This is a genomic window from Lunatimonas sp. (assembly GCF_020832325.1).
GTDB lineage: Bacteria > Bacteroidota > Bacteroidia > Cytophagales > Cyclobacteriaceae > Lunatimonas.
This window is the reverse complement of record NZ_JAFIEU010000010.1, coordinates 13,916-34,034: the sequence shown is the minus strand read 5'-3', so window position 1 is coordinate 34,034 and position 20,119 is coordinate 13,916. Positions and strand designations below refer to the sequence as shown.

General features: G+C 48.9%; 13 protein-coding genes. 8 read left to right on the top strand and 5 right to left on the bottom strand.

The genetic code is table 11. The features are described from left to right. Window positions 1-109: 109 nt before the first annotated feature. A complete protein-coding gene (locus JJU34_RS02905) occupies window positions 110-1,084 on the bottom strand; it encodes a polyprenyl synthetase family protein (RefSeq protein ID WP_228690828.1) in 975 nt (324 codons plus the stop codon). A gap of 202 nt (window positions 1,085-1,286) precedes the next feature. Here JJU34_RS02905 and JJU34_RS02900 point away from each other — a divergent pair, with 202 nt between their 5' ends. After that, a complete protein-coding gene (locus tag JJU34_RS02900) occupies window positions 1,287-2,990 on the top strand; it encodes a 1-acyl-sn-glycerol-3-phosphate acyltransferase (protein WP_228690827.1) in 1,704 nt (567 codons plus the stop codon). Then, complete coding sequence (locus JJU34_RS02895; RefSeq protein WP_228690825.1) at window positions 2,962-4,020, top strand: NAD(P)H-dependent glycerol-3-phosphate dehydrogenase; 1,059 nt, start codon at window positions 2,962-2,964, stop codon at window positions 4,018-4,020. The genes JJU34_RS02900 and JJU34_RS02895 overlap by 29 nt, the downstream gene beginning before the upstream one ends. Window positions 4,021-4,096: 76 nt before the next feature. Here JJU34_RS02895 and JJU34_RS02890 read toward each other — a convergent pair whose 3' ends face one another. The 3 genes from JJU34_RS02890 to JJU34_RS02880 all read right to left on the bottom strand — a co-directional run bounded on the left by JJU34_RS02890 (window position 4,097) and on the right by JJU34_RS02880 (window position 7,263). Next, window positions 4,097-4,882: a phytanoyl-CoA dioxygenase family protein gene (locus tag JJU34_RS02890; RefSeq protein WP_228690824.1), complete on the bottom strand. Its 786-nt coding sequence runs from the start codon at window positions 4,880-4,882 to the stop codon at window positions 4,097-4,099. 80 nt (window positions 4,883-4,962) lie between these two features. Further along, window positions 4,963-6,201, bottom strand: coding sequence for a M48 family metallopeptidase (locus JJU34_RS02885; protein ID WP_228690823.1), 1,239 nt, complete (start codon window positions 6,199-6,201; stop codon window positions 4,963-4,965). A gap of 12 nt (window positions 6,202-6,213) precedes the next feature. Beyond that, a complete protein-coding gene (locus JJU34_RS02880) occupies window positions 6,214-7,263 on the bottom strand; it encodes a type IX secretion system membrane protein PorP/SprF (RefSeq protein WP_228690822.1) in 1,050 nt (349 codons plus the stop codon). An 80-nt stretch (window positions 7,264-7,343) separates the two neighbouring features. On the opposite strand from JJU34_RS02880, the gene JJU34_RS02875 reads away from it, so the two are divergent. The 5 genes from JJU34_RS02875 to JJU34_RS02855 all read left to right on the top strand — a co-directional run bounded on the left by JJU34_RS02875 (window position 7,344) and on the right by JJU34_RS02855 (window position 18,697). Then, window positions 7,344-12,527 (top strand): gliding motility-associated C-terminal domain-containing protein, encoded by a 5,184-nt coding sequence (locus JJU34_RS02875; protein ID WP_228690821.1) that lies wholly within the window; start codon window positions 7,344-7,346, stop codon window positions 12,525-12,527. Between the two features lie 3 nt (window positions 12,528-12,530). Next, window positions 12,531-13,283 (top strand): peroxide stress protein YaaA, encoded by a 753-nt coding sequence (yaaA, locus tag JJU34_RS02870; RefSeq protein ID WP_228690820.1) that lies wholly within the window; start codon window positions 12,531-12,533, stop codon window positions 13,281-13,283. A gap of 118 nt (window positions 13,284-13,401) precedes the next feature. Beyond that, window positions 13,402-16,095, top strand: a complete 2,694-nt coding sequence (locus JJU34_RS02865) for a gliding motility-associated C-terminal domain-containing protein (protein WP_228690818.1) — start codon at window positions 13,402-13,404, stop codon at window positions 16,093-16,095. A 298-nt stretch (window positions 16,096-16,393) separates the two neighbouring features. Beyond that, on the top strand, window positions 16,394-17,542 hold the full coding sequence (locus tag JJU34_RS02860) for a hypothetical protein (protein ID WP_228690816.1): 1,149 nt from the start codon (window positions 16,394-16,396) through the stop codon (window positions 17,540-17,542). Window positions 17,543-17,920: 378 nt separating this feature from the next. Next, entirely contained in the window at window positions 17,921-18,697 is a 777-nt protein-coding gene (locus tag JJU34_RS02855) for a LuxR C-terminal-related transcriptional regulator (protein WP_228690815.1), read from the top strand. Window positions 18,698-18,769: 72 nt separating this feature from the next. Here JJU34_RS02855 and JJU34_RS02850 read toward each other — a convergent pair whose 3' ends face one another. Beyond that, entirely contained in the window at window positions 18,770-19,792 is a 1,023-nt protein-coding gene (locus JJU34_RS02850) for a DUF481 domain-containing protein (RefSeq protein ID WP_228690814.1), read from the bottom strand. A gap of 87 nt (window positions 19,793-19,879) precedes the next feature. On the opposite strand from JJU34_RS02850, the gene JJU34_RS02845 reads away from it, so the two are divergent. Further along, window positions 19,880-20,083, top strand: coding sequence for a hypothetical protein (locus tag JJU34_RS02845; protein ID WP_228690812.1), 204 nt, complete (start codon window positions 19,880-19,882; stop codon window positions 20,081-20,083). The last annotated feature ends 36 nt before the right edge of the window (window positions 20,084-20,119 follow it).

The window sequence follows — 20,119 nt, the reverse complement described above, 5'->3', positions numbered from 1 at the left end:
CAAGCAATTTGGTATTCGTGGATAGGAAATTGGATTTCAATTTTTTGGGCAAAGTGGGAGAAAATCCCATGGATTTTCCGATTTCAGAAAAAAATGATGCAAAGTGGGATTATTTTTTTCGCTCAATGGTATAGGTTACCAGTGCGGCAAGGGAAGACTTGTAGTCGGATGGAGGCATTTCATTCAGGATATCCATCGCTTCCTGGTAAAAATTATTCATAATCGTCTCCGAATAGGCCAAGCCACCGGATTCCTTGACAAAGGAAATCACCTCATTTACGGCCTTCTTGTCTTCGTTCTTGTTGCGGATTAAGTAAATGATACGTTTCTTGTCCAGCCAAGAGGCGTTGTTTAAGGAGTAAATCAGGGGAAGGGTCAGTTTTTTTTCTTTGATGTCTATGCCAACGGGCTTACCCACCACATCTTGACCGTAGTCAAAGAGGTCGTCTTTGATTTGGAAAGCCATACCTACTTTTTCACCAAATAGCCGCATCTTTTCGATCAGCGCTTCGTCCCCTTGCGCCGTAGCGGCACCGACCGAGCAACAGGAAGCGATGAGACTTGCTGTCTTTTGACGAATGATCGTGTAATATACCTCCTCGGTGATGTCTAGGTTCCTTGATTTGGCAATCTGCAACAGTTCTCCCTCGCTCATTTCCCGCACTGCGTGCGATACGATCCGAAGCAGGTCAAAGTCTCCGTTGTCCACGCTTAGCAGAAGTCCCCGAGATAAGAGGTAATCTCCTACCAGCACAGCGATCTTATTTTTCCACAGGGCATTGACGGAGAAAAATCCGCGGCGATAATTCGCATCATCTACCACGTCGTCGTGTACGAGCGTGGCAGTATGTAGCAGCTCAATGAGTGCGGCACCTCGGTAGGTGGACTCGGTGATGCCTCCGGAAACCCCGGCTGTTAGAAACACAAACATGGGGCGCATCTGCTTGCCTTTTCGCTTCACGATATACGAGGTGATATGATCCAGAAGTTTCACCTTGCTTTTCATAAAAGCACGAAACTTTTTCTCAAAATCAGCCATTTCCGTGGCAATCGGTGCTTGAATCTGTGTTAAATCTTGCTTCATTTGGCCTATGGTGGTGCAATAATACGACCTATTCGGTCATTGACAAAACTGCATTCCTGAATATTCTGTTTATCGTTTGCGGAAAAATCCAATTCTTGGTAAAAAATACATACTTTGCTTTTCAATCCCCGTCCTGTGGATGTTTTTTAAGCGGAGAGGGGAATGGATTTTGCTATCTTTGTCTAAATAAACTTCTGACAACTTGACTGACGATTATATTAAGCGTGCTTATGCGCCCATTCTTCCCCGCAAGGATGAGTGGCCAGTGGTGAAGCTTGCCAAAGACCGGAAGGCGTTTATCAAGCAGGTGACCGATGCCAGCGTTGCCCGGATTTTGGAATCTACAGGCAATCAACTCCACCTCTTGAAGGAGGAGCTGGAGACGGTGCTTTACCGGGAAAGAATGCGCCTGAAGCAAAATCCCTGGCTGGTGGACCCGGATGATGAACCCTTGTTTTGGGCCAAAATCAAAACCTCGCTGCTGGCGGTGGAAATCGAGCATCAGCTCTCTGTGGAAGAAAAGCGGACCGCCTACCTAGAAATTCTGGAAACCATCGTTCGGCGTTACGTGGAGGAGATCGCCGGTAACTTCAAGCACGCCCATTACAAAATGACCCGGAGCTTGGCCACCTTTGGATTCTCCAGGTTGCTCAATGCGGCAAGAGTGAAGGGTGTCAAGTCCTTTTTTAGCAATCAATATAGCTTACAGGACAAAATCCAAATCATTGGCGAAACGGATCAGTTGCGCGATTTAGCGTCTAAAGGAACCATTGTAATGGTGCCCACGCACTTTTCCAATTTGGATAGCATACTGATTGGGTGGACGATCAGCACGCTGGGGTTGCCTCCATTTATTTATGGCGCCGGGCTAAATCTCTTCAACATCCAGATTTTCGCTTATTTCATGGACGCTCTTGGGGCTTATAAGGTAGACCGGCGAAAAAAGAATTTGGTGTATGTGGAGACGCTGAAGACCTATTCCTGCGAAGCAATACAGTTTGGATGCCACAGTTTGTTTTTTCCGGGAGGTACCCGGTCCAGGAGTGGCAACATCGAATCAAAGCTAAAACTGGGCTTGCTCAGTACGGCCGTGGAGGCGCAGCGGATCAATTTTCAAAACGATATTCCGGATGTTTCCGGAAAAATCTTCATTGTTCCGGTGACCATCAACTACCATTTTGTGTTGGAGGCACCCAGCCTTATCCACGAGCACCTGAACCTGACGGGGCAGGAACGCTACTACAAAGAGTCGGACGAATTTTCCACTTCCTATAAGATCTCCAAATTTCTGGTGAAGTTTTTCACAAAGGGGTCCGATATATCCGTTTCCATCGGAAAAGCTATGGACATTATGGGGAATTATGTGGACGCAGAAGGGAGGAGCCTTGACAAGCATGGCCGGGTGGTGGAGTGCCGGGATTATTTTGTATCCAACGGTCAGGTGACTGTGGACACACAGCGGGAAGAGGAATACACCAAGGCGCTTGGCGAGCGAATCGTGGAGGAATTTCACAAGATCAACCGCGTCTTTAGTAGTCATTTGGTGGCCTTCACGGCCTTTAACCTGATCAAGCGGGCCAACCGAAAGCTGGACTTGTTCAGTTTGCTGAAGCTTCCGGAGGAGGATATTTCCATCCCCTACGAGGACTTCAGAGAATCCTGTGAGCGGGTGTTGAACCGAGTTCGCCAGCTAAAAGGAGAAGGGAAGCTGCATATGGCCCCCCACCTGAACGAAGACATCGATCGTATCATTCAGCATGGTCTGGAAAACGTGGGCATGTACCACGCCAAGCGGCCTTTGGTGCGGAGCAATTCGAACGAGATCCTTACCGAGGATATGAATCTTTTATACTATTACCACAACAGACTGTTAGGTTATGAGCTCGAGAAGCTTTTCAAGGGATAAACCGGTGGGAGTGATCGGCGTGGGCAGCTTTGGTGTTGCCATTGCCAATCTGCTCGCGGAAAAAAACCGGGTCATTGTTTATGCGCGGGATCCAGAGGTGGTGGCAGAGATCAATGCGACCCACACGGCGAGGGGGAGGGTGCTAGCCCCGTCCATAGTGGGTACCAATGACCCCGAACTGATCTGTGACCGCTGCGATACCCTGTTCCCAATGATTCCTTCGGTGGGTTTTCGGGAGGTGATGCGGATATTCGCACCCTTTCTACATCCCTACCATTTTCTCATTCATGGTACCAAAGGCTTGTCGCTTCACCTTCCCGAAGGACAGACCATGGAGGACGTGACCCGTATCAACCGGGATAATATTTCCACCATGAGTGAGTTGATCCTCGATGAGACGGTTGTGGTCAGGGTAGGCTGCTTGGCCGGCCCCAATCTGGCAAAAGAGCTCATGCTCAAACAGCCCGCCGCCACCGTGATTGCCAGCAGATATAAAGAGGTTATTCTGGAAGGGCAACGGTTGCTTCGGTCCGATAATTTTCAGGTGTATGGAAATTCCGATATCATAGGCGTGGAGCTTAGCGGTGTACTCAAAAATACCATCGCCATCGCTGCAGGTGCCCTGTCCGGCCTGGGGCTAGGCGAAAACGCCAAGGGGCTGTTGGTTTCCCGTGGAATGGTGGAACTGATCTATCTGGGAAAAGCTCTGGGAGGCAGTACCAAATCCTTTATTGGCTTGGCAGGAATAGGAGACTTGGTGACAACCTGTAACTCCACCCTGTCTAGAAATTTCACCGTGGGGTACCGGCTTGCCAAAGGTGAACAACTGACCGATATCGTAGCCGATATGGAAGAAGTGGCCGAAGGGATCAACACGGTGCGGCTGATCAAACTGTTTCTCGAAAGTACAGATCTGCGGGCTCCCATTACAGAAAATCTATACAAGGTTCTTTTTGAGTCCTTCAAAGTAGAAACTGCCTTGCAATACCTGATGAAATACCCCTTTCATGTGGATGTCGATTTCCTCTGATTGGGTGTCATTTTCGGAAGTTTAGGACTTGACTTTCAACGGGCCGAACCTCCAGTTGGTGGGTTCGGCTGAGCGTTCACCCTACATCTAAAAGGGCAGCACCGGGCTCTCCGATGCGCTTCAAGGTTTCCGGCTTCAAGTAGCGACGTTGATCACTTTGTTGGGGCTGGTCTCTGCGACAGAAGTAACTGTGGATCGCACGTCGGGGATTAGAAGTGTGGTTCTGGGTGCCTCCATGCCAGGTGTGGGAGTTGAAAATTACCACCGAACCGGCCTCAGCTTCGATGACCTGTTCCTCTGGGTGGGGATCCATGGGGTTTTCCATCACGTCCTGAGGCAGGTGCTGACTCAGGTGGGTACCGGGGACAATCCGGGTTGCGCCGTTGGCTACCGAAAAGTCATCGAGCAGCCAAATGGAATTGCAAACTCGGTAATCGCCTGAGGGAACTGCATCCGGGTAATCTGCATGGAGTTTTTGCAGGCCCGCTCCGGGTTTGGCCGCCCGGTAGTTTAAGGACGAGAGTTTCACCTCCGAACCCAATACGTGTTGGATAGCTGCCAGTACCCGTGGATGGGTATAGAATACGTCGAATTCCTTTCCTTTGTTGACCAAATCTCCCAGCCTGTCTGCCCCCGCCTCTTTGGGGTGCCGGATAAAAGGGGATTCCGCTAGCTCGCTACCGGCCTGATCTCCTTCGGCTTCCAAAAGTGCCTGTATTTTTTCGCGAACCGCATTCAATTGCTCGTCACTCAGTATTCTACCTAGGTTGAGGTAACCATTTTTGTCCAGAAAGTCTTTTTCTTCTTGGGTCAAAAGGCCTTCTTTAACGCCGAGTCGGGTAAGTGCAGATTTGCTGTCCATAGTAGGAATGGGTTGTTGTTGATTGGAATGCCTTCAAAATTAATCGAAAATCTGCTAAATTAACAAGGAGATTCAGCGATTTATACGGTACTTTCCAGTCGTTCCAGCCGCTGCAATATGGGTGGATGGGAGTAATTTACGAATACGTACCAGGGGTGTGGATTTAAGTTGGAAAGGTTGTTTACGGAAAGCTTTTTCAGCGCTGAGGCAAGGGGCTGTCCCGAAAATGTGGCCCGCGCAAAGGCATCCGCCTCAAACTCGTGCCTTCTACTGAGCATGTTCATCGCCACGCCGATCATGCCGGAGAGCGGAGAAAACAGCATGGTAAATCCCACCAGGTTTAAGTGCACAGCCATCTGAGAGCCTCCCAAAGCGAGGCTGAGCGATTCACTGAAGATCATGAGGGAAAGCACATAGAGGATGAGGCCGGTTTGGAGTATGCCAAGGGCCATGTTCAGCAGGATGTGCTTCTTTTTAAAGTGGCCGATTTCATGGGCCAGCACGGCCACGAGTTCTTCCGTGCTGTGCTGTGCGATCAGCGTATCGTAGAGAACCACTTTTTTGCGTTTGCCGAAGCCTGAAAAAAAGGCGTTGGCCTTGGAGGATCTTTTACTCCCATCGATCACAAAGACGTTGTCCAATGGGAAGTCAGTGGAGGTTGCGTAGGAAAGGATCGCTTGCTTGAGTTCACCCTCCTCCAAGGGGGTAAGTTTATTAAAAAGTGGCAGGATATAGCTTGAGAAGAAACCGTTTACCAGGACCATAAATACACCGATTACAATCCAAAATTGCCACCAGAAATTTGTTCCCACGTAGTTGACCAGGGCGAGAAAGGTAAGCAAAAGTAGCCCACCTATCAGGATGGACAGGAAGTACCCCTTAAGTTTGTCCATCAAAAAGGTTTTTGCAGAAGTCTTGTTGAAGCCGAAGCGTTGCTCGATCACGAAGGTGTGGTAATAATCGAAGGGAATGCCCAATAGATCAGAACCCAAGTACAGAACGGCAAAATAGCAGGCTGGAAGCCATAATTCGTGGGTAGTGTATTGGCTTAGGTAGGAGTCCAGCCACCCAAAGAAGCCGGATGCTAAAAAGAGCAGCGTGAGTCCGAAGGAGAAAGAGCCTGCCAGTAAGGAGAACTTGAAATTTGCCCGCTGATAGGCTTTTGTAGTCGCCAACTTTTCGATCGTCACATACGCTTCCAATGTATCTGGTATGGAGTCCTCTCGCTGTCGAATATTGAGCCAACTGAGCCATTTGGAGAAAACAAAATTAACCGTTAGAATACCTATCAATAGGTATGTTATCGTCGTTGGGTCCATGGGACGGTACGTTTAAAATTTAGGGCAAGGAAGGATCGTAGACCTTTTTAGGGGAGCTCCTGGGTTTTTTGGCGGGAACACATAGGAGATGCTGATCTCGTGTGCCCCACCGGACTGAATGCCAAGCTGTGATACGGTATAGTCAAAACTATACCCAATGTTCAGGCCTGTAGGCAGATTGAAACCAACCATCATAACCAGGGCGTCCCGGTTGTTTTGCTGTTCCACTGGCTTGTAGGGAAGTCCCCGATACCACAAGCCGAATAGAACAGGCTCCATGTAAAAATACGCGCCGAGGTCCAATTGTTCAAAAGGACCCTGCTTTTTAAAGTTCACGGTAGGGGTAAAGTACCGTTCCCGATACGTATGTGTAAAATCCCGCTTCATGGGTCCCTGTCCCAGAGAAATCCGGTATCCTGCGTGAAAGGAATACTTCATGGGCAGGTTGCTGATGCCGTCTCGAACAAAGCTTTGATTGGGCTGGTTAATGTGATGCCCGGTAAACCCTACCCAGAAATCCTCGGTAAAAAAGAGACCGCCCAGGGAAAGGGATAGTAGATTGACGGGCTCACCAAATCCCGCCAGCTCGGTTCCAGGCAGTAACGGGCCGAAGGGGTTGTTGGGATTGATTTGGTTGGCAAAGACGAGGTTTTCGTAAAACCCAATGTCCCGTCGCATGTAGGTGGCTTGAAATCCAGGTCGGAAATAAGCGCCATCTGCCACGCGCAGTTCGTAAGACACCAAACCGGACAGGGATGTAGAGTGCAACCCGGCAGCACCTTCCACGTCATTGGTGGCGAGAAAACCCACCCCTACATTATAATCTTCTACGTAGGTGTCTACATAGGCAGAAAAGGTATTGAAGTTTGCGTCTAGTCCTGGCCACTGGGTTCGGTAATTCACACCGATTCGCGTCGCCAATTCGGACCCGGCAAAGGCAGGATTGAGAAATAAAGGTGCAGCATAGTACTGACTGTAATGGGGGTCTTGGGCAAAGGAATTGGATGCCAATACCATAAACAGGATGCTGAAAAAAACTCTATTTAATTGCGACTTTAACAAAGATTTATTCGTTAATTGAATACTTAACAGCTAATAAACGGATTGCAGCTTTAAAGCGTATTTAAAGCAGCTGGTAAATTATGAAATCTCTTCCTAACTACATAAATCATGCTATTTTTGTTTCCATAGCATTGATCTTATTACTTTTTGAGAGCCATGTTGGTTACGGTCAGGGATTTAATAACAATGAATGGATTTTTGGGTACTGCGAAGGGGGTGAAAACAACTACCTTTCCTTCGGAAAAGATGGCACGGCACGGGTAAGGAGCCTGTCACCAAACATCGTCCTAGGCAAAGGTAACACAGCCATGGCTGTAGATCCCATTTCAGGAGAGATTCTTTTTTATACCGATGGAGCTTTGGTTTACAATTACCTGAATGAGCCCATGCAGGGGATTATCGGGGAGCTCGGAGGTGACGAAACTGAGCGACAGTCGGTGGCTATCGCGGTACAAGACTTTAACCCAACGGTGGGAGGCAGCCGTACCTTTTACCTTTTTTTTATCAACCGGAACGGTGAACTGGAATACGATATCGTAGATATGGATAACCAAGGCGGGGCGCCGGCGAATCAGCCCCCAGCGGGTGCCGTATCTCCCGGAGGCAGCTTGGGCGCGGCGCAAGGGGCTATCATTGTCATCAAGACGCCTACCTCCGCCAGCCACTTGGTAAGCTTTAACGATGGAAACCTGCTCGTTAACCGGATTGAAGATCAAAGCGGACAATTCACGTTGCTTCAAAACCTCCCCATAGACATCGTTCCAAAGTCCTTTGTATTTGACGAGGACGCCGCCAAATTGGTTATTATTCCGCAGGGGGTAGGAGAGGATTTGTTGGTGTTTGATTTTGATGCCAACTCTGGAACCTTGGGGGAGCCTTTGGTGCTGGAAAATACCGGAGGGGATGAATCTATAGAAGGAGTAGCTTTTTCTCCAAATGGAGAAATGCTTTATTTTTCAAGGGGAAATCAGCTCTTCCGCATCGGATCCGACGGCAGCTACGCAGATGAACTTCCAGAAGAGGATGAAGAGGAGGAAGGGGATGATGAGAATGACGACGAGGAGCAGGTTCCTGTACCGACCGGACCTTTGGCGATAGACCTAGGGCACGAAGTGTATAGGATCTATGATCTACGGGTAGGTCCGGATGGGCAACTGTATTATATCTACGAGGAAACCGAGGGTGGACCCCAGTTTTTGGGCAGAATCGGTAATCCAGACGAGGAGGTCCTGGGCGACTTGGAAGTAGAATCTGATCCCTTTGAGGGGGCAGACTTTTGCGGAAGGGTCTTTACCGTTTTTACACCCACCATCGATGTGGGCGCCGAGGTGACCTTTACCTGGGAGCCGTTTGACCCCTGTATGAACAATCCGCTGTTGCTGACCAGTCAGATAAGTCCCCTTAACTACCGTCCCGTAAGTTTTGATTGGGAGATTTTGCCTCCGTTGGTAGATGAAGAAGGGGAGGAAATCGAGATAGATCTGACCAAGGAACACCTGTTATTGCCAAGGGAAGCCACCGCAGAGCAGCAGGTTACCGTTAAATTGACTGTAACCTTTGCCAACGGAGAAACCAGGGAAGTAACAGAAACCATTAGTTTCCAAGAAAATGACCTACAGGTCCAGTTTAAGCCTGCGGACACGACGTTGTGTGACCCGGCTTGTATTGATTTGATGCCGCTGGTGGATGTGCAAAGTGGTCAGGACCAAGGTGGCCAACCTGGAGTAGGGCAACCTGGAGTAGGTCAGCCCGGATTTGGTCAGCCGGGGTTTGGTCAACCCGGCGTCGGTCAGCCCGGTGTTGGTCAGCAGCCCGGACAGGGTGGCAACTACGAGTATTTCTGGTCCAACAAGCGGGACCAAGGCTGGCAGCAGGAAGCTCCGAACGAGGTTTGTCGTCCCGGGTACTATTGGGTTTTGGTACGTGAGGTGGGATCTTCCTGCTACTCCTACGCCGGAATACGTATTCAAATGTGGGATGTAGACGATCAAACGAATAATATCTGGTACTTCGGAAACGGTGCGGGACTGGACTTCAACCCGGACCCCAATGATCCGGAGGCGCCGGTACCCAGGCCTATACAAAATCCCCATCCTCAAAACATCCCTGCCGGGGTTACCACAGTTTCCGATCAAGCAGGCCAGGTTCTTTTTTACACCGACGGGCAAACGGTTTGGGATCTCAATGGAAATCCCATGCAAAATGGATTGGATATAGGAGGCGATAATCTCTCTGCCGGAAGTGTGTTGGCTGTGCCCGTCTCCTCGGATGAAACCCTCTTTTATCTCTTTACCACCCGGACGGGAGCAGATGGCACGAGCGAGGTGAAGTTTTCCATGGTGGATATCAAGGGAGACAATGCCGAGGGAATCGGGAATGTAGTCACTAAAAACAATTTTCTCTTTAGCTCCAGCACCGAGCATTCCGCCGCACTTAACGCGGGCGATACTACTTGGGTAGCCTTTCACGAGGCTGGTAACAATACCTTCCGCATGTATCCCGTGTCCGGACAAGGGATCGGTCAGCCAGTATTTAATTCAGTGGGGGGCGTGCATGGATTTGGTGCCAGTACCGGTGTGATGAAGTTTGCCGGAGATGGCTCCAAGTTGGCGGTTACTTACGTGGATGGGGGTGTGAATAAGCTTCAGATTTTTGATTTTGACCAAAACACGGGCGAGTTAACCGAATTTGCGCTGCTCGACCTAGGCACCGATGGACAGGTGTACGGCTTAGAGTTTTCTTCGGACAATTCCAGGGTATTTGTCTCTTATCGAAACGGAGGCCCGGGAGTAGAGGAATTTTACCTTCAGAGTGTGGAGGAGACGGATGATACGGACCCGGACAACCCCGTCACTACCCGATGTCAGGAGTGCTTTGATAGCGCAGTGGGCAGATCAGCGATTGAGCAGTGTATCCTGGAAAGCCGCGAAACGGTACCTCAAACCAGTGGGCTGGATCTAGGGGCATTGCAAGTGGGACCGGATGGGCAGATCTACGTGGCGGTGGTCGGTTCCAACCGCATTGGCCAGATTTTGCCGGGTAGGGGCTGCAATCCGAGTACCTTTAATCAGGATGCGGTAGAACCTATGCCGGGAACCACCAATCTAGGGTTGCCTTCTTTTGTGCAGCAGTCCGGTTCGAATATACCAGATCCAAGCCTATCGGGTCCGGATCGACTCTGTTTGGGCGCCGAGGAAGGCGCTTTTGGTCTTTTTGAAGGCGGGGGAGAGCCTGATATAGACCTGTACAATTGGACGATTTATAATGAACAGGGCGAAATTGTAGATCAGTTTCTGAATGGAGGCGAAGATTTGCAGAATTTGGAGTATCAGTTTCAGACGGTCGGCATATTTACGGTAGAGCTGGAGGTGAACCGCTGTGGAGAGCCTTGGGAGGAGATCTTCCGCATGGAGGTAGAGGTGGTGGATTCGCCGGAATTGATCCTGCCTAGCGACATCGCGCTTTGTGGGGATTCCGTGCTGGAACTGGTAGCAGTGGACCCCGACGATCCGCGTATAGACGAGTATGTGTTTCAGTGGGTCAATGCGGCGGGTGAAATTCTGGGAGACCAAAACATCCTGGAAGTGACTGAAGAGAGTATTTATACCGTCACCGTAGCCTATCGGGTTCCGGAGGACGTGGATCCAGAGATGTTTCAGGCATGTCCGGTGACCGGCTCTGTTTTTGTTGGACCTCCATTTGAATTTGAAATCGATCAGTCTGCCGAGGAAGTTTGTTTGGGCGAAACGGTCAGTTTTACCCCAAATACGCCCGTTTCAGGTTCCTGGTCCATTCAGCTGCAAGGATCTACCGATCGCATTGCCCTTTCTGACACGTTGGCGTTGACCTTGGATACGCGTATTTTGGAACAAGCAGGAGACTACGAGCTATTTTTCCTCACTGCTGACCCGTTGGATAGTACCTGCGTATTTGAGCGTTCGGCTTTCTTGCGGGTGAACGGGGGACCCGCCTTTGATATCCTTGCGATTTCTCCCGCCCAGAGCTGTGAGGTAGGAGATGGCTCTCTGGAGGTTCAGCCACAGGTCTTATTGGACAGTTTGCTGGTGCCTGAGTTGGACCTGATATTCTTTGTTGTTTTGGCAAATGATATACAGGTGTTGGATGGACTGGAGCCCGGGGTTTATACCTTGATTGGCTACGCCAATGGCTGCTCAACATCGCAAGTAGCCATAATCGAAAATGCCAACCCGCCCTCAGATATCACCTTTGAGGTGGAGGTAAGGGACGAAGGGTGCGGTCCAGACGGCACTTTTTTGGGCGGCATCGATTTGGTATTTCCCAACGGGCCGGCAACCGGTGTCTATGAGGTGCTAGGGTTGGACGATGGACAGGTGTATTCCGAGCCCTTTGAGGCCCAGGCTACGCTGTCTATCGATTTACCGGCAGGGCGGTATACCCTAGAAGTACGGGATGTAGGGGGATGTGCAGTTCCTGCTCCAAGCGAGGTGGAAGTTAGGGAGTTTTCAGATATCGTGGAGGTGGAGCTTTTCAGTCCCAACCTATGTGGCGAGGTGCTTTCTACCAGCATTACCGCATCCGGCGATTTTCTGTCGGTTGACCGCTTTGGATGGTTTCGCGAGGTGAATGGCGAACTGCTGGAGATAACGGGAGAGACCGATATGGTCATTACCGTTTTCGAACCGGGCAGGTACGAAGTCAGGCTGTACAATGAATTTGACTGTATCCTCGGCAGTGAGACCATCGAAATTGTTCAGTCTAGTACTACCGCACCGATCTTGGATTCCAGGTACGTGATTTGTCCTTTAGACGGGAATTTGGCCGAGCTGAATGCCGGTGAGTTTGTTTCTTATTCCTGGACATTGGATGGGCAGGAGTTGGGGGTAGAGGCTCGTTTCGTCCCGACCCTTCCGGGGCTGTATGAGTTGCGAGTTTGGGATGAAGTAGGTTGTGAGTTTGTAGTGCCGTTTGAGGTGGAAGAGGATTGTGAGATCAATGTGACCTTTCCCAATGCCTTGGTGCCGGGAAGTACCGTCAGAAATTTTGTGGTATATACCAAAGGACCCATTGATCAGATGGAGGTGTATATTTTCAATCGCTGGGGTGAGCTAATCTATTACTGTGAGGAAACCAACCCTAGTCCGGAGGTTGCGCTCTGTACGTGGGATGGCTACGTCAACGGGCAAAAGGTGCCTGTGGGAACATATCCTGTCGTAGTGAGGTTTAGTAGTGAACAACAACAAATCGATAGAACCATACGAAAAGCAATCGTCGTAATAGAATAAGCTATGTTGATTTTAATTTCGCCAGCCAAAACGCTGGACTTGAGTGAGAGCCCTATTGAACAGCGATCCAATCCGGATTTTAAAAGAGAAATCAAGGAATTGGTATCGATTATGAAAAAGAAAAAGCCGAAGGACATCAAGGAATTGATGCACGTAAGTGATAATTTGGCCACACTGAACCATGAGCGCTACCAACGCTTTGAGGACGATTTTTCGGTAGAGAATGCCAAGCAGGCGCTACTGGCGTTTAAGGGGGATGTGTACACCAAAATCGATGTGGATAACTTTTCTTCGGAAGATTTTGAGTTTGCGCAGCGTCATTTGCGTATCCTTTCCGGGCTGTATGGCTTGTTAAAACCATTGGATCTGATACAGCCCTACCGATTGGAGATGGGCGTAAAGCTAAAGAATAAGAAAGGCAAAGACCTTTACAGTTTTTGGGGCAGCAAGATTGCCCGTGCCATAGACGAGGTGGCGGAAGACGGGGTAGTCGTAAATCTGGCTTCTCAGGAATACTTTAAGGCGGTTGACCGAAGTACCTTACAGGCCAAGGTAATCACACCCACTTTTAAAGAATACAGAGACGGGACCTACAAGGTGATAGGGCTCTTTGCCAAGCAGGCTAGGGGATTGATGACCGATTTTGCCATCAAAAACCGGTTGACCAATCCGGAAGCATTGAAGACGTTTCAGGCAGAGCGCTACGAGTACTCCGACACGCTCAGCAGTGAGGATGAATGGGTCTTCGTGCGGTAAAATCGATGTTCGTGTATTGGTCGTATCGATTTTCTAAATGGGTTATTTTTTTGCACGACCGATGGGGATTGCGCTTTGGGTATAGATTTTGTTTAGGCTGTTGAAATAATCGTGCTGCATGAAATTTGGATTTGGTATCGGTCTCTTAACGATCTTTCTTTCCCTTGGCTTTACATCTTTGGTTACAAATTGGCGTTCTTTCTGGAGCATTCCCGAATCAATCGAGCAACGGTACGACCAAGATCCGGAGCTTATCGGTCCGTCATCGGCCTGTTTGACCAGTTCGGCGGTGTTTGGAACGTTTTTCGGAGCAGGAGATCCCACGATAGATAGGTACGTGTGGTCCATTACCGATGCTTCGGGGGAGGAAGTCTACTATCAAACGGGAGGAGCGGATAGGCAGGAGATAGAGTTTCCTTTTACTTCCGCGGGAACCTATACAGTCAGCTTGCAGGTAATTCGCAATGGCGACCAGAACTTTTACCGTTCCTCGCAGCAGGTGAGGGTGGAGCGCGGCCCAAGATTTGTGCTTCGTCCAGATTACGTATTCTGTGACAATCAACCTGTGCAGCTTACGGCGATTGATCCGAATGAACCTAATTTTGCGAACTTTTCCTTTGAGTGGTACCGGAATCCTGGTCAGGTGTTGGGTACGGGAAATACGTTTACAGCCACGCAGCCGGGCCGGCATTACGTACGGGTTATTTCGCAGGCCTGCGAGGTAACGGCCAGTGCCTTTGTTGGACCGTCCATAGAAGTGCAGGTACGGGCTTCTACACAGAGAGCCTGTTTGGGGCAAACGGTAAACTATACACCCGATATTCCCGTGTTGGCCCGGTGGGCTTATCAGAAGCAGGGAGAAACGGCCACTACGTCATTAGGGGATTCATTTGCGTTGGAACTGAATACGAACGCTTTGGACGGTCCAGGGTTGTATACTGTTTTTTTTAATGTGGACGACCCCGACCGGCCAGGGTGCTCCGTAGAGCAGCGGTTTAATCTGGAGGTGCAGGAAGGGGCCGGGGATTTTTCACTGACGAAAGTGCAGGATTCCGATGGGTGTGAAGTGGCCAACGGCGCCTTTGAAATAGCGGCTATGGACGCATTTGACGCCATAGCGGTATCGGATGGCCTAGGCACCTTCAACAACCTAGTATCCGGAGATACCCGCACGGTTCAAAATCTAGCGCCCGGAATCTATTCTGTGACAGGCCGAGTGGGCAACTGCACGTTTACCAGAAACATACAAATCGGAAACTCGGACTTAGAAGAAGCCATTCCATTTACGGTAACAGCCAATAATCAGACCTGTTCCGCTACCGGAATCAACCTAGGTTCATTGGTGATAGATTTTGAGGGAAGTGTACAATCTGGGCGGTACCGCGTAATCAGTGCCCGTGGAACGGAATACAACGGTGCCTTTACGGGGGAGACGGAGCTGACTATCGACGTACCGGCAGGGTCCTACCAAGTGGAAATAAGCGACGGGGCCAACTGCAACAGCACCAATGCGGTGGTGTATGAGGTGGAAGGAACCGGGCAGGTCAATTTTTCAGTCCCGCCAGATCTTCGGGTATGTGTTTCCTACGAACTGGTACCAGATAGTTCTCAGGAGCTGATGTATACACTGACCCGGCCGGATGGATCGCAAGTGAATGGGGCGACTGGGGATGGATTTGTTATTGACCAGAGCGGTACCTACCGGATGACCGCGGTGGCTGCAGATCCTGCCTCAACCAATTGTCCCCGCACCCGGACATTTGAAGTGGAGGTCAGCCAGCCGGTGGAGTTTGAACCGGTATTTCAGCAGATAGATTGTTCAGGCAGACAAATGTACACCGCCGAGTTGTTTGGTAGAAGTGCCAATGAGGTGATAATTCGTTGGTTTTCAGCGGATGGCACCATTGTCGGGCGTAGTACCCAGTTTTTTCCCCCTTCTCCCGGAAATTATTCACTGGGAGTTCAGCCACGCGCCAGCAGTGCCTGCGAGGTAACTCCCATTCCCTTTGAGGTAGTGGTTCCGTTAAGGTCAACGGAGGTAGAACTTTTGGCCACACCTTTTTGCGACGAAGACGCCTTTACCACGCTCACGGTGGAGGTAGCTCATCCCAATGAGGTGACCGCCATTCAATGGTTTGTGAGGGATGCCAATGGGGATTGGGATTGGCTGTTGGAATTCAATGACGAGCAGTCTATTGATGTGGCGGATCCGGGGATGTACCAAGTGGTCGTGCGAAACCCTATCGGCTGTAGGTTAGGCGATGCAGAACTGCAGCTAGAACGTGTAGCGTCGGAGGAGGTTACTTTGGAGGATTCCTATTTTATTTGTACGGAAGACGGTGTTTTCCCCACTCTGTCGCCCGGTAATTTTTCGGCAGTCACTTGGTATTTGGATGGAGTAGAGGTCTCCGATGAGCAAACCTACCGGGTTACGGCGCCTGGAAACTACGAGTTCATGGCTGTGAGCGAACTCGGATGCGAACAGCGAGGCGAATTTGAAGTGCTGGAGACCTGCCAAACCTTGATCCGAATGCCGGATGCCATGATTGTCGGAGATGCAATGCGGGATTTCAGGGTATTTGCCAATCCGGATTTAGATGAAGTGGAGGTATTTATCTACCAACGAACGGGCGAGCTGATTTTTTATCGCAAAAACAACGTAGCCAATGAGGCAGAGCCGGTTTGTACTTGGGATGGGGTATTGCATGGTAAGCCGCTGTCCGTGGGGACCTATCCGGTGGTGGTGCGTTATAGGAGTGAGCGCTTGGGATTGGAAGAGGTAATTAAGCGTTCCTTGGTGGTGGTTCAGTAATTTTTTTCGTTTGGTGGCCGATTGGTTTAGTAGCCTGTTTTTTTATTCGTTAATGGTACTCAAAAATCCCCCAAACGGGGGATTGACCCAAAAATAGGTAGTGGATACTTTTGTAAAGTGATTTTCAGTAAGGGGGGGCGCGTGTGTTCTTTTCCGGCTGTTAGCCGGATTCGATTTTTTGCTAGTTAGCCGTTTTCTTCGATTTTCACAGGAGTTTAATTGGTGGATAAACAAATCAATTTTTCAAGCCAATTCATTGGGTTTTTCTGGGGTTTTCGCGCCCTCTGCTAGGATTAGCATGGATCAGGGCCAGGATTGCTTTCAGATGAATGTGGGGATTATCACTGCCACTGTCGGTGTGGCTGTCATGTTGGCAAATGCGATTCCGGGGATACTGGCTGCCGGTGCGAAGGCGGGAGTTCTTACGGCTTTAATGGGCAAGCCGATGCTGATTGCCATGGGTGCCATGGTCGTGACCTACTATGCAACCAAAACAGTGGTCGGATCGGCTCAGAACAAACTGTTAAACGAATGTTTCTTTCCTTTTGAAACCATGATTCAGGGTACAAATGGGTCGAGAAACGGCTTCTCTTTCAAAAATCAATCCGAGCAACGATTTATCGTGATTAACCGGGTGAGGTCGCTAAGCCTACAGGAAGTCGATAGCCCCAATCCATACCTGTCGAGAGCGGCAAACAACTTTCGATTGATCGGAAATAAACTTACGTCGGTTGTTCGCGGAGTCAATTCAGTGTTAAATAGTACATCCAATTGGTTTTACAAATGGTTTTCCAAGCCCAAATCGGAGTTCGAGTTGTTGACGGAAGATTTTGACGATTTGCCGTCTACCTCTTTTGAAGCGGAAGACGTGGGAAATAGTCAATATATATCGTTCGTAGATTTTCCCGCCGATGTGGAGGTGGTGTCGGTCGTTGAATCAGACCACACGGTCAAGCTGAAAGTCCGCGCAGAAGAAGAAACACTTCCAAGGAAGGTCACCGGAAAAGTAAGGTACGATGATGGAGTTTTTTCCCATGAGACGGAGGTGTCAATTGACATTGAACCGACGGCGGACATTCCTTTATTAGAGGGATATTATCTGGTCACTTATGCGTGGGGAGAGCAAATTCTTTTGCACATCAATGTACCGTATTTTAACTACTCGTTAGGTGACGTTCTCTATTTTGACCCCAATGAAAACAAGTGGTTTCACCCTATTGGATTTAGAGCAACGGTTTTTGCCGCGTATATGGATGTAATTGACGGAGCTACGGAAATCTCGGTTACGATTTCTACAGAGGGATGTTTATCTGAAAGTTTCCGGATTTATCATCTTGATCCAAGCAAGCAGGCCTTTTCCGGGAAGTATGAAAACAACCGATGCTACCATGACCAATATGTGGGTTCGGAGGTAAGCTTGGTTTATGTGGGAGAGAGTATGCCTTAACCTTAATAGGAGGAAAAGTTGCATTTTGGGCAAGCCACCGGGATCTAGGTAGGCTCCAAGCGACAGGAAGAGGTTGCCTTAACGTAATACTGACAGTTGATTTCTGCATTCGCGATTGTTGTTGTTTTGAATTCACTGATTTGAAAAAAAAAATGGTTTTTTTTCAAATCAGTGAATTTGTTTTTTAAACGTTATATTTAGTTTTTAACGGATGATATTCCCGGTTTTTGCTTTTTTGTGGACTAGTTTCAGTAGGTGCAGGTTTTGGTAAATAGGGGGGATTTTATTTTTTTGGCCTTTGGTTCATTGAAAGACGCCAGAAACAGTGCTTGTCTTGGATTTAGCGGAGACGTTACGCGCGGGGATAATAATTGAAACATGAGAGATGGAATTGAGAAAATGCACCAGGTTTGGGAAAGCTTGGTGTTAGAGGAGCGGGTTCAGACGGAATTGCCGGAAATAGACTTTAATCAGATCGTAAGTACGGTTTTCGCGACTGGCCCATTTTACTATTATTTGATCGATTTTTTTGATTTCAGTGTTTCCCACATTAGCAATGGATTTACGCAGGCACATGGTGTCAATCCCCAGGAGATCTACACGGTAAACGATATCTTGGCACTGGTGCACCCGGACGATTTGTCCTTGGTAAACAAAGCAGAAGAAGGAGCATCGGCTTATATGCAGGCCCATGTCGGTTGGGAAAGCATAAAGTCCTACAAGTTCTCCTACAATTTCAGGTTTAGAAATTCAACTGGAGCCTACGACATGTACAATCACCAATCTTTGGTGTTGACTACCGATGAGCACAATAATTTTGTCAAGGCACTGAACATCCATACCAATATCTCCCATCTGACCACCAAAAACAGTTATACCTTTTCAATTATTGGCCTAAATGGACTGCCCTCTTATCTCAATTTGCCGATTTTTGATGAAAGGCAGACTGAATCGTTGGGGATCAATAATTTTTCCCAGAGGGAAATAGATATCATCAAAATGATTGCAGAAGGGATTGACACGAAGCAAATCGCTGGCCGACTTTTTATCAGTCCTGAAACCGTCAAGTCACACCGAAAGAATATTTTCCGGAAAGCAGGCTGTACCAGGGCCGCCGAATTGGTTGCCAGAAGTATCAGCGAGGGGTGGATATAAGATTCGTCATCGTATAGATTCCTCTTTAATTCCATTTGGAATTAAGATCAGCCGAAACGGTGGTTTAGGACGCTAGAACGTATAGCCGATGGAAATCACCATCCCGTAGTCAAAATTTTCACCCATTTCAACGGGGGGTTGGTTGTCGTAGTTGTTGTAGAAATTCAATCCTATATCCAAGTTGTTCACCACAGTCCAGCTTAATCGGGTGTCGCCGTCGTTTCGGTACCTGCCTGACTGGGTTAATCCTACAAATAGGGTTTGGGTCGTGTTAAATCGAATTTTGGGTTTTTTTAGTTTGAATAGTGTGACGTCCAGCATGATGGGCCACTCATATAAGCTGTTGTTTCGAGTGCCTTCCAGGTTAAATTCCTGGTTGATGACCGCCCCGGTGCGTAACCGGGTAATCCCTCGCTTATGCTGGATCAAATGGACACCCATGCCTAGGCCCTGCTGTAGGCGGCGGCTTATTCCGAGTTGGAGGTTTCGCTGGTAATTTACCAAGCCAAAGCCATACCAGGTAGGATTCAAGTAATAGTTGCCCAGAAGCTGTAGGCTTTCCCGTTCGCGGCTAAGCCTGCCTTCCTCTTGCGTGAGAATTACCGATCCGCGAAGATCTACATCCAGCCGTTCGGTATCGTATTCGAGTACAAAGTCACCGTTCCACCTACCGATTTCGCTGCTGCGCGAGAAGCTGTACCCAGCCCCGGCCCTTCCTTCCATTCTTCGAAAAAAACGTTGATGTATAAGCTGTACCTCGTTGAGGTTTCTGACCTCAAAATCCCTGTTTTCAAAGCCATCGTATACCGTTACTTTTCCCGGTTCCCCGTGGGGAATAAAGACCCCAACAACAAACTGGCGCTGAGCGGTCTGAATTCGGTAGCCATATCCGTAGGCCCGTATGGTTTGTACATGGGTTAGGTCGATTTCTAGGTTTCCGAGGTTTTCGCCCTTGAAATGGAGGGTGCCGTACCGGATTCTCCTAAGCTCTCCGACAATAGGGGCTTGCCCGGCCAAAAATACCGTATCCATGGTCTGCGCCAGTCCATCAACGAGCAGCAGGGCAAGCAAAAAGGTTCCGAACCACCCTTTCATGGTTATTATAAATTTTTTTTATAAGTCATAGATCATCAATTTTTTTGGTAGTGTAAAACCGGGGCTGCACTCGAATGGGACGATTGATTGATTAAAACCTTATTCACGGTAATCAATAGGTTTGTCATTGTTTTTGGGTGGATGGATATCAATCTTCGGGCCAGTTGGTCGATTGGGTCCGGCGATCCGTCTTTTGAAGTGATCGTGGCGGAGTTTATTTTGGATGATCATTTTACCAGCAAATCAAGGATCGATTTGATCGTTCGGTGGATTTTTGTGATTGGATTTTAATGATCGATTCTGTATTTTGGTTTTGCCAATGAAAAA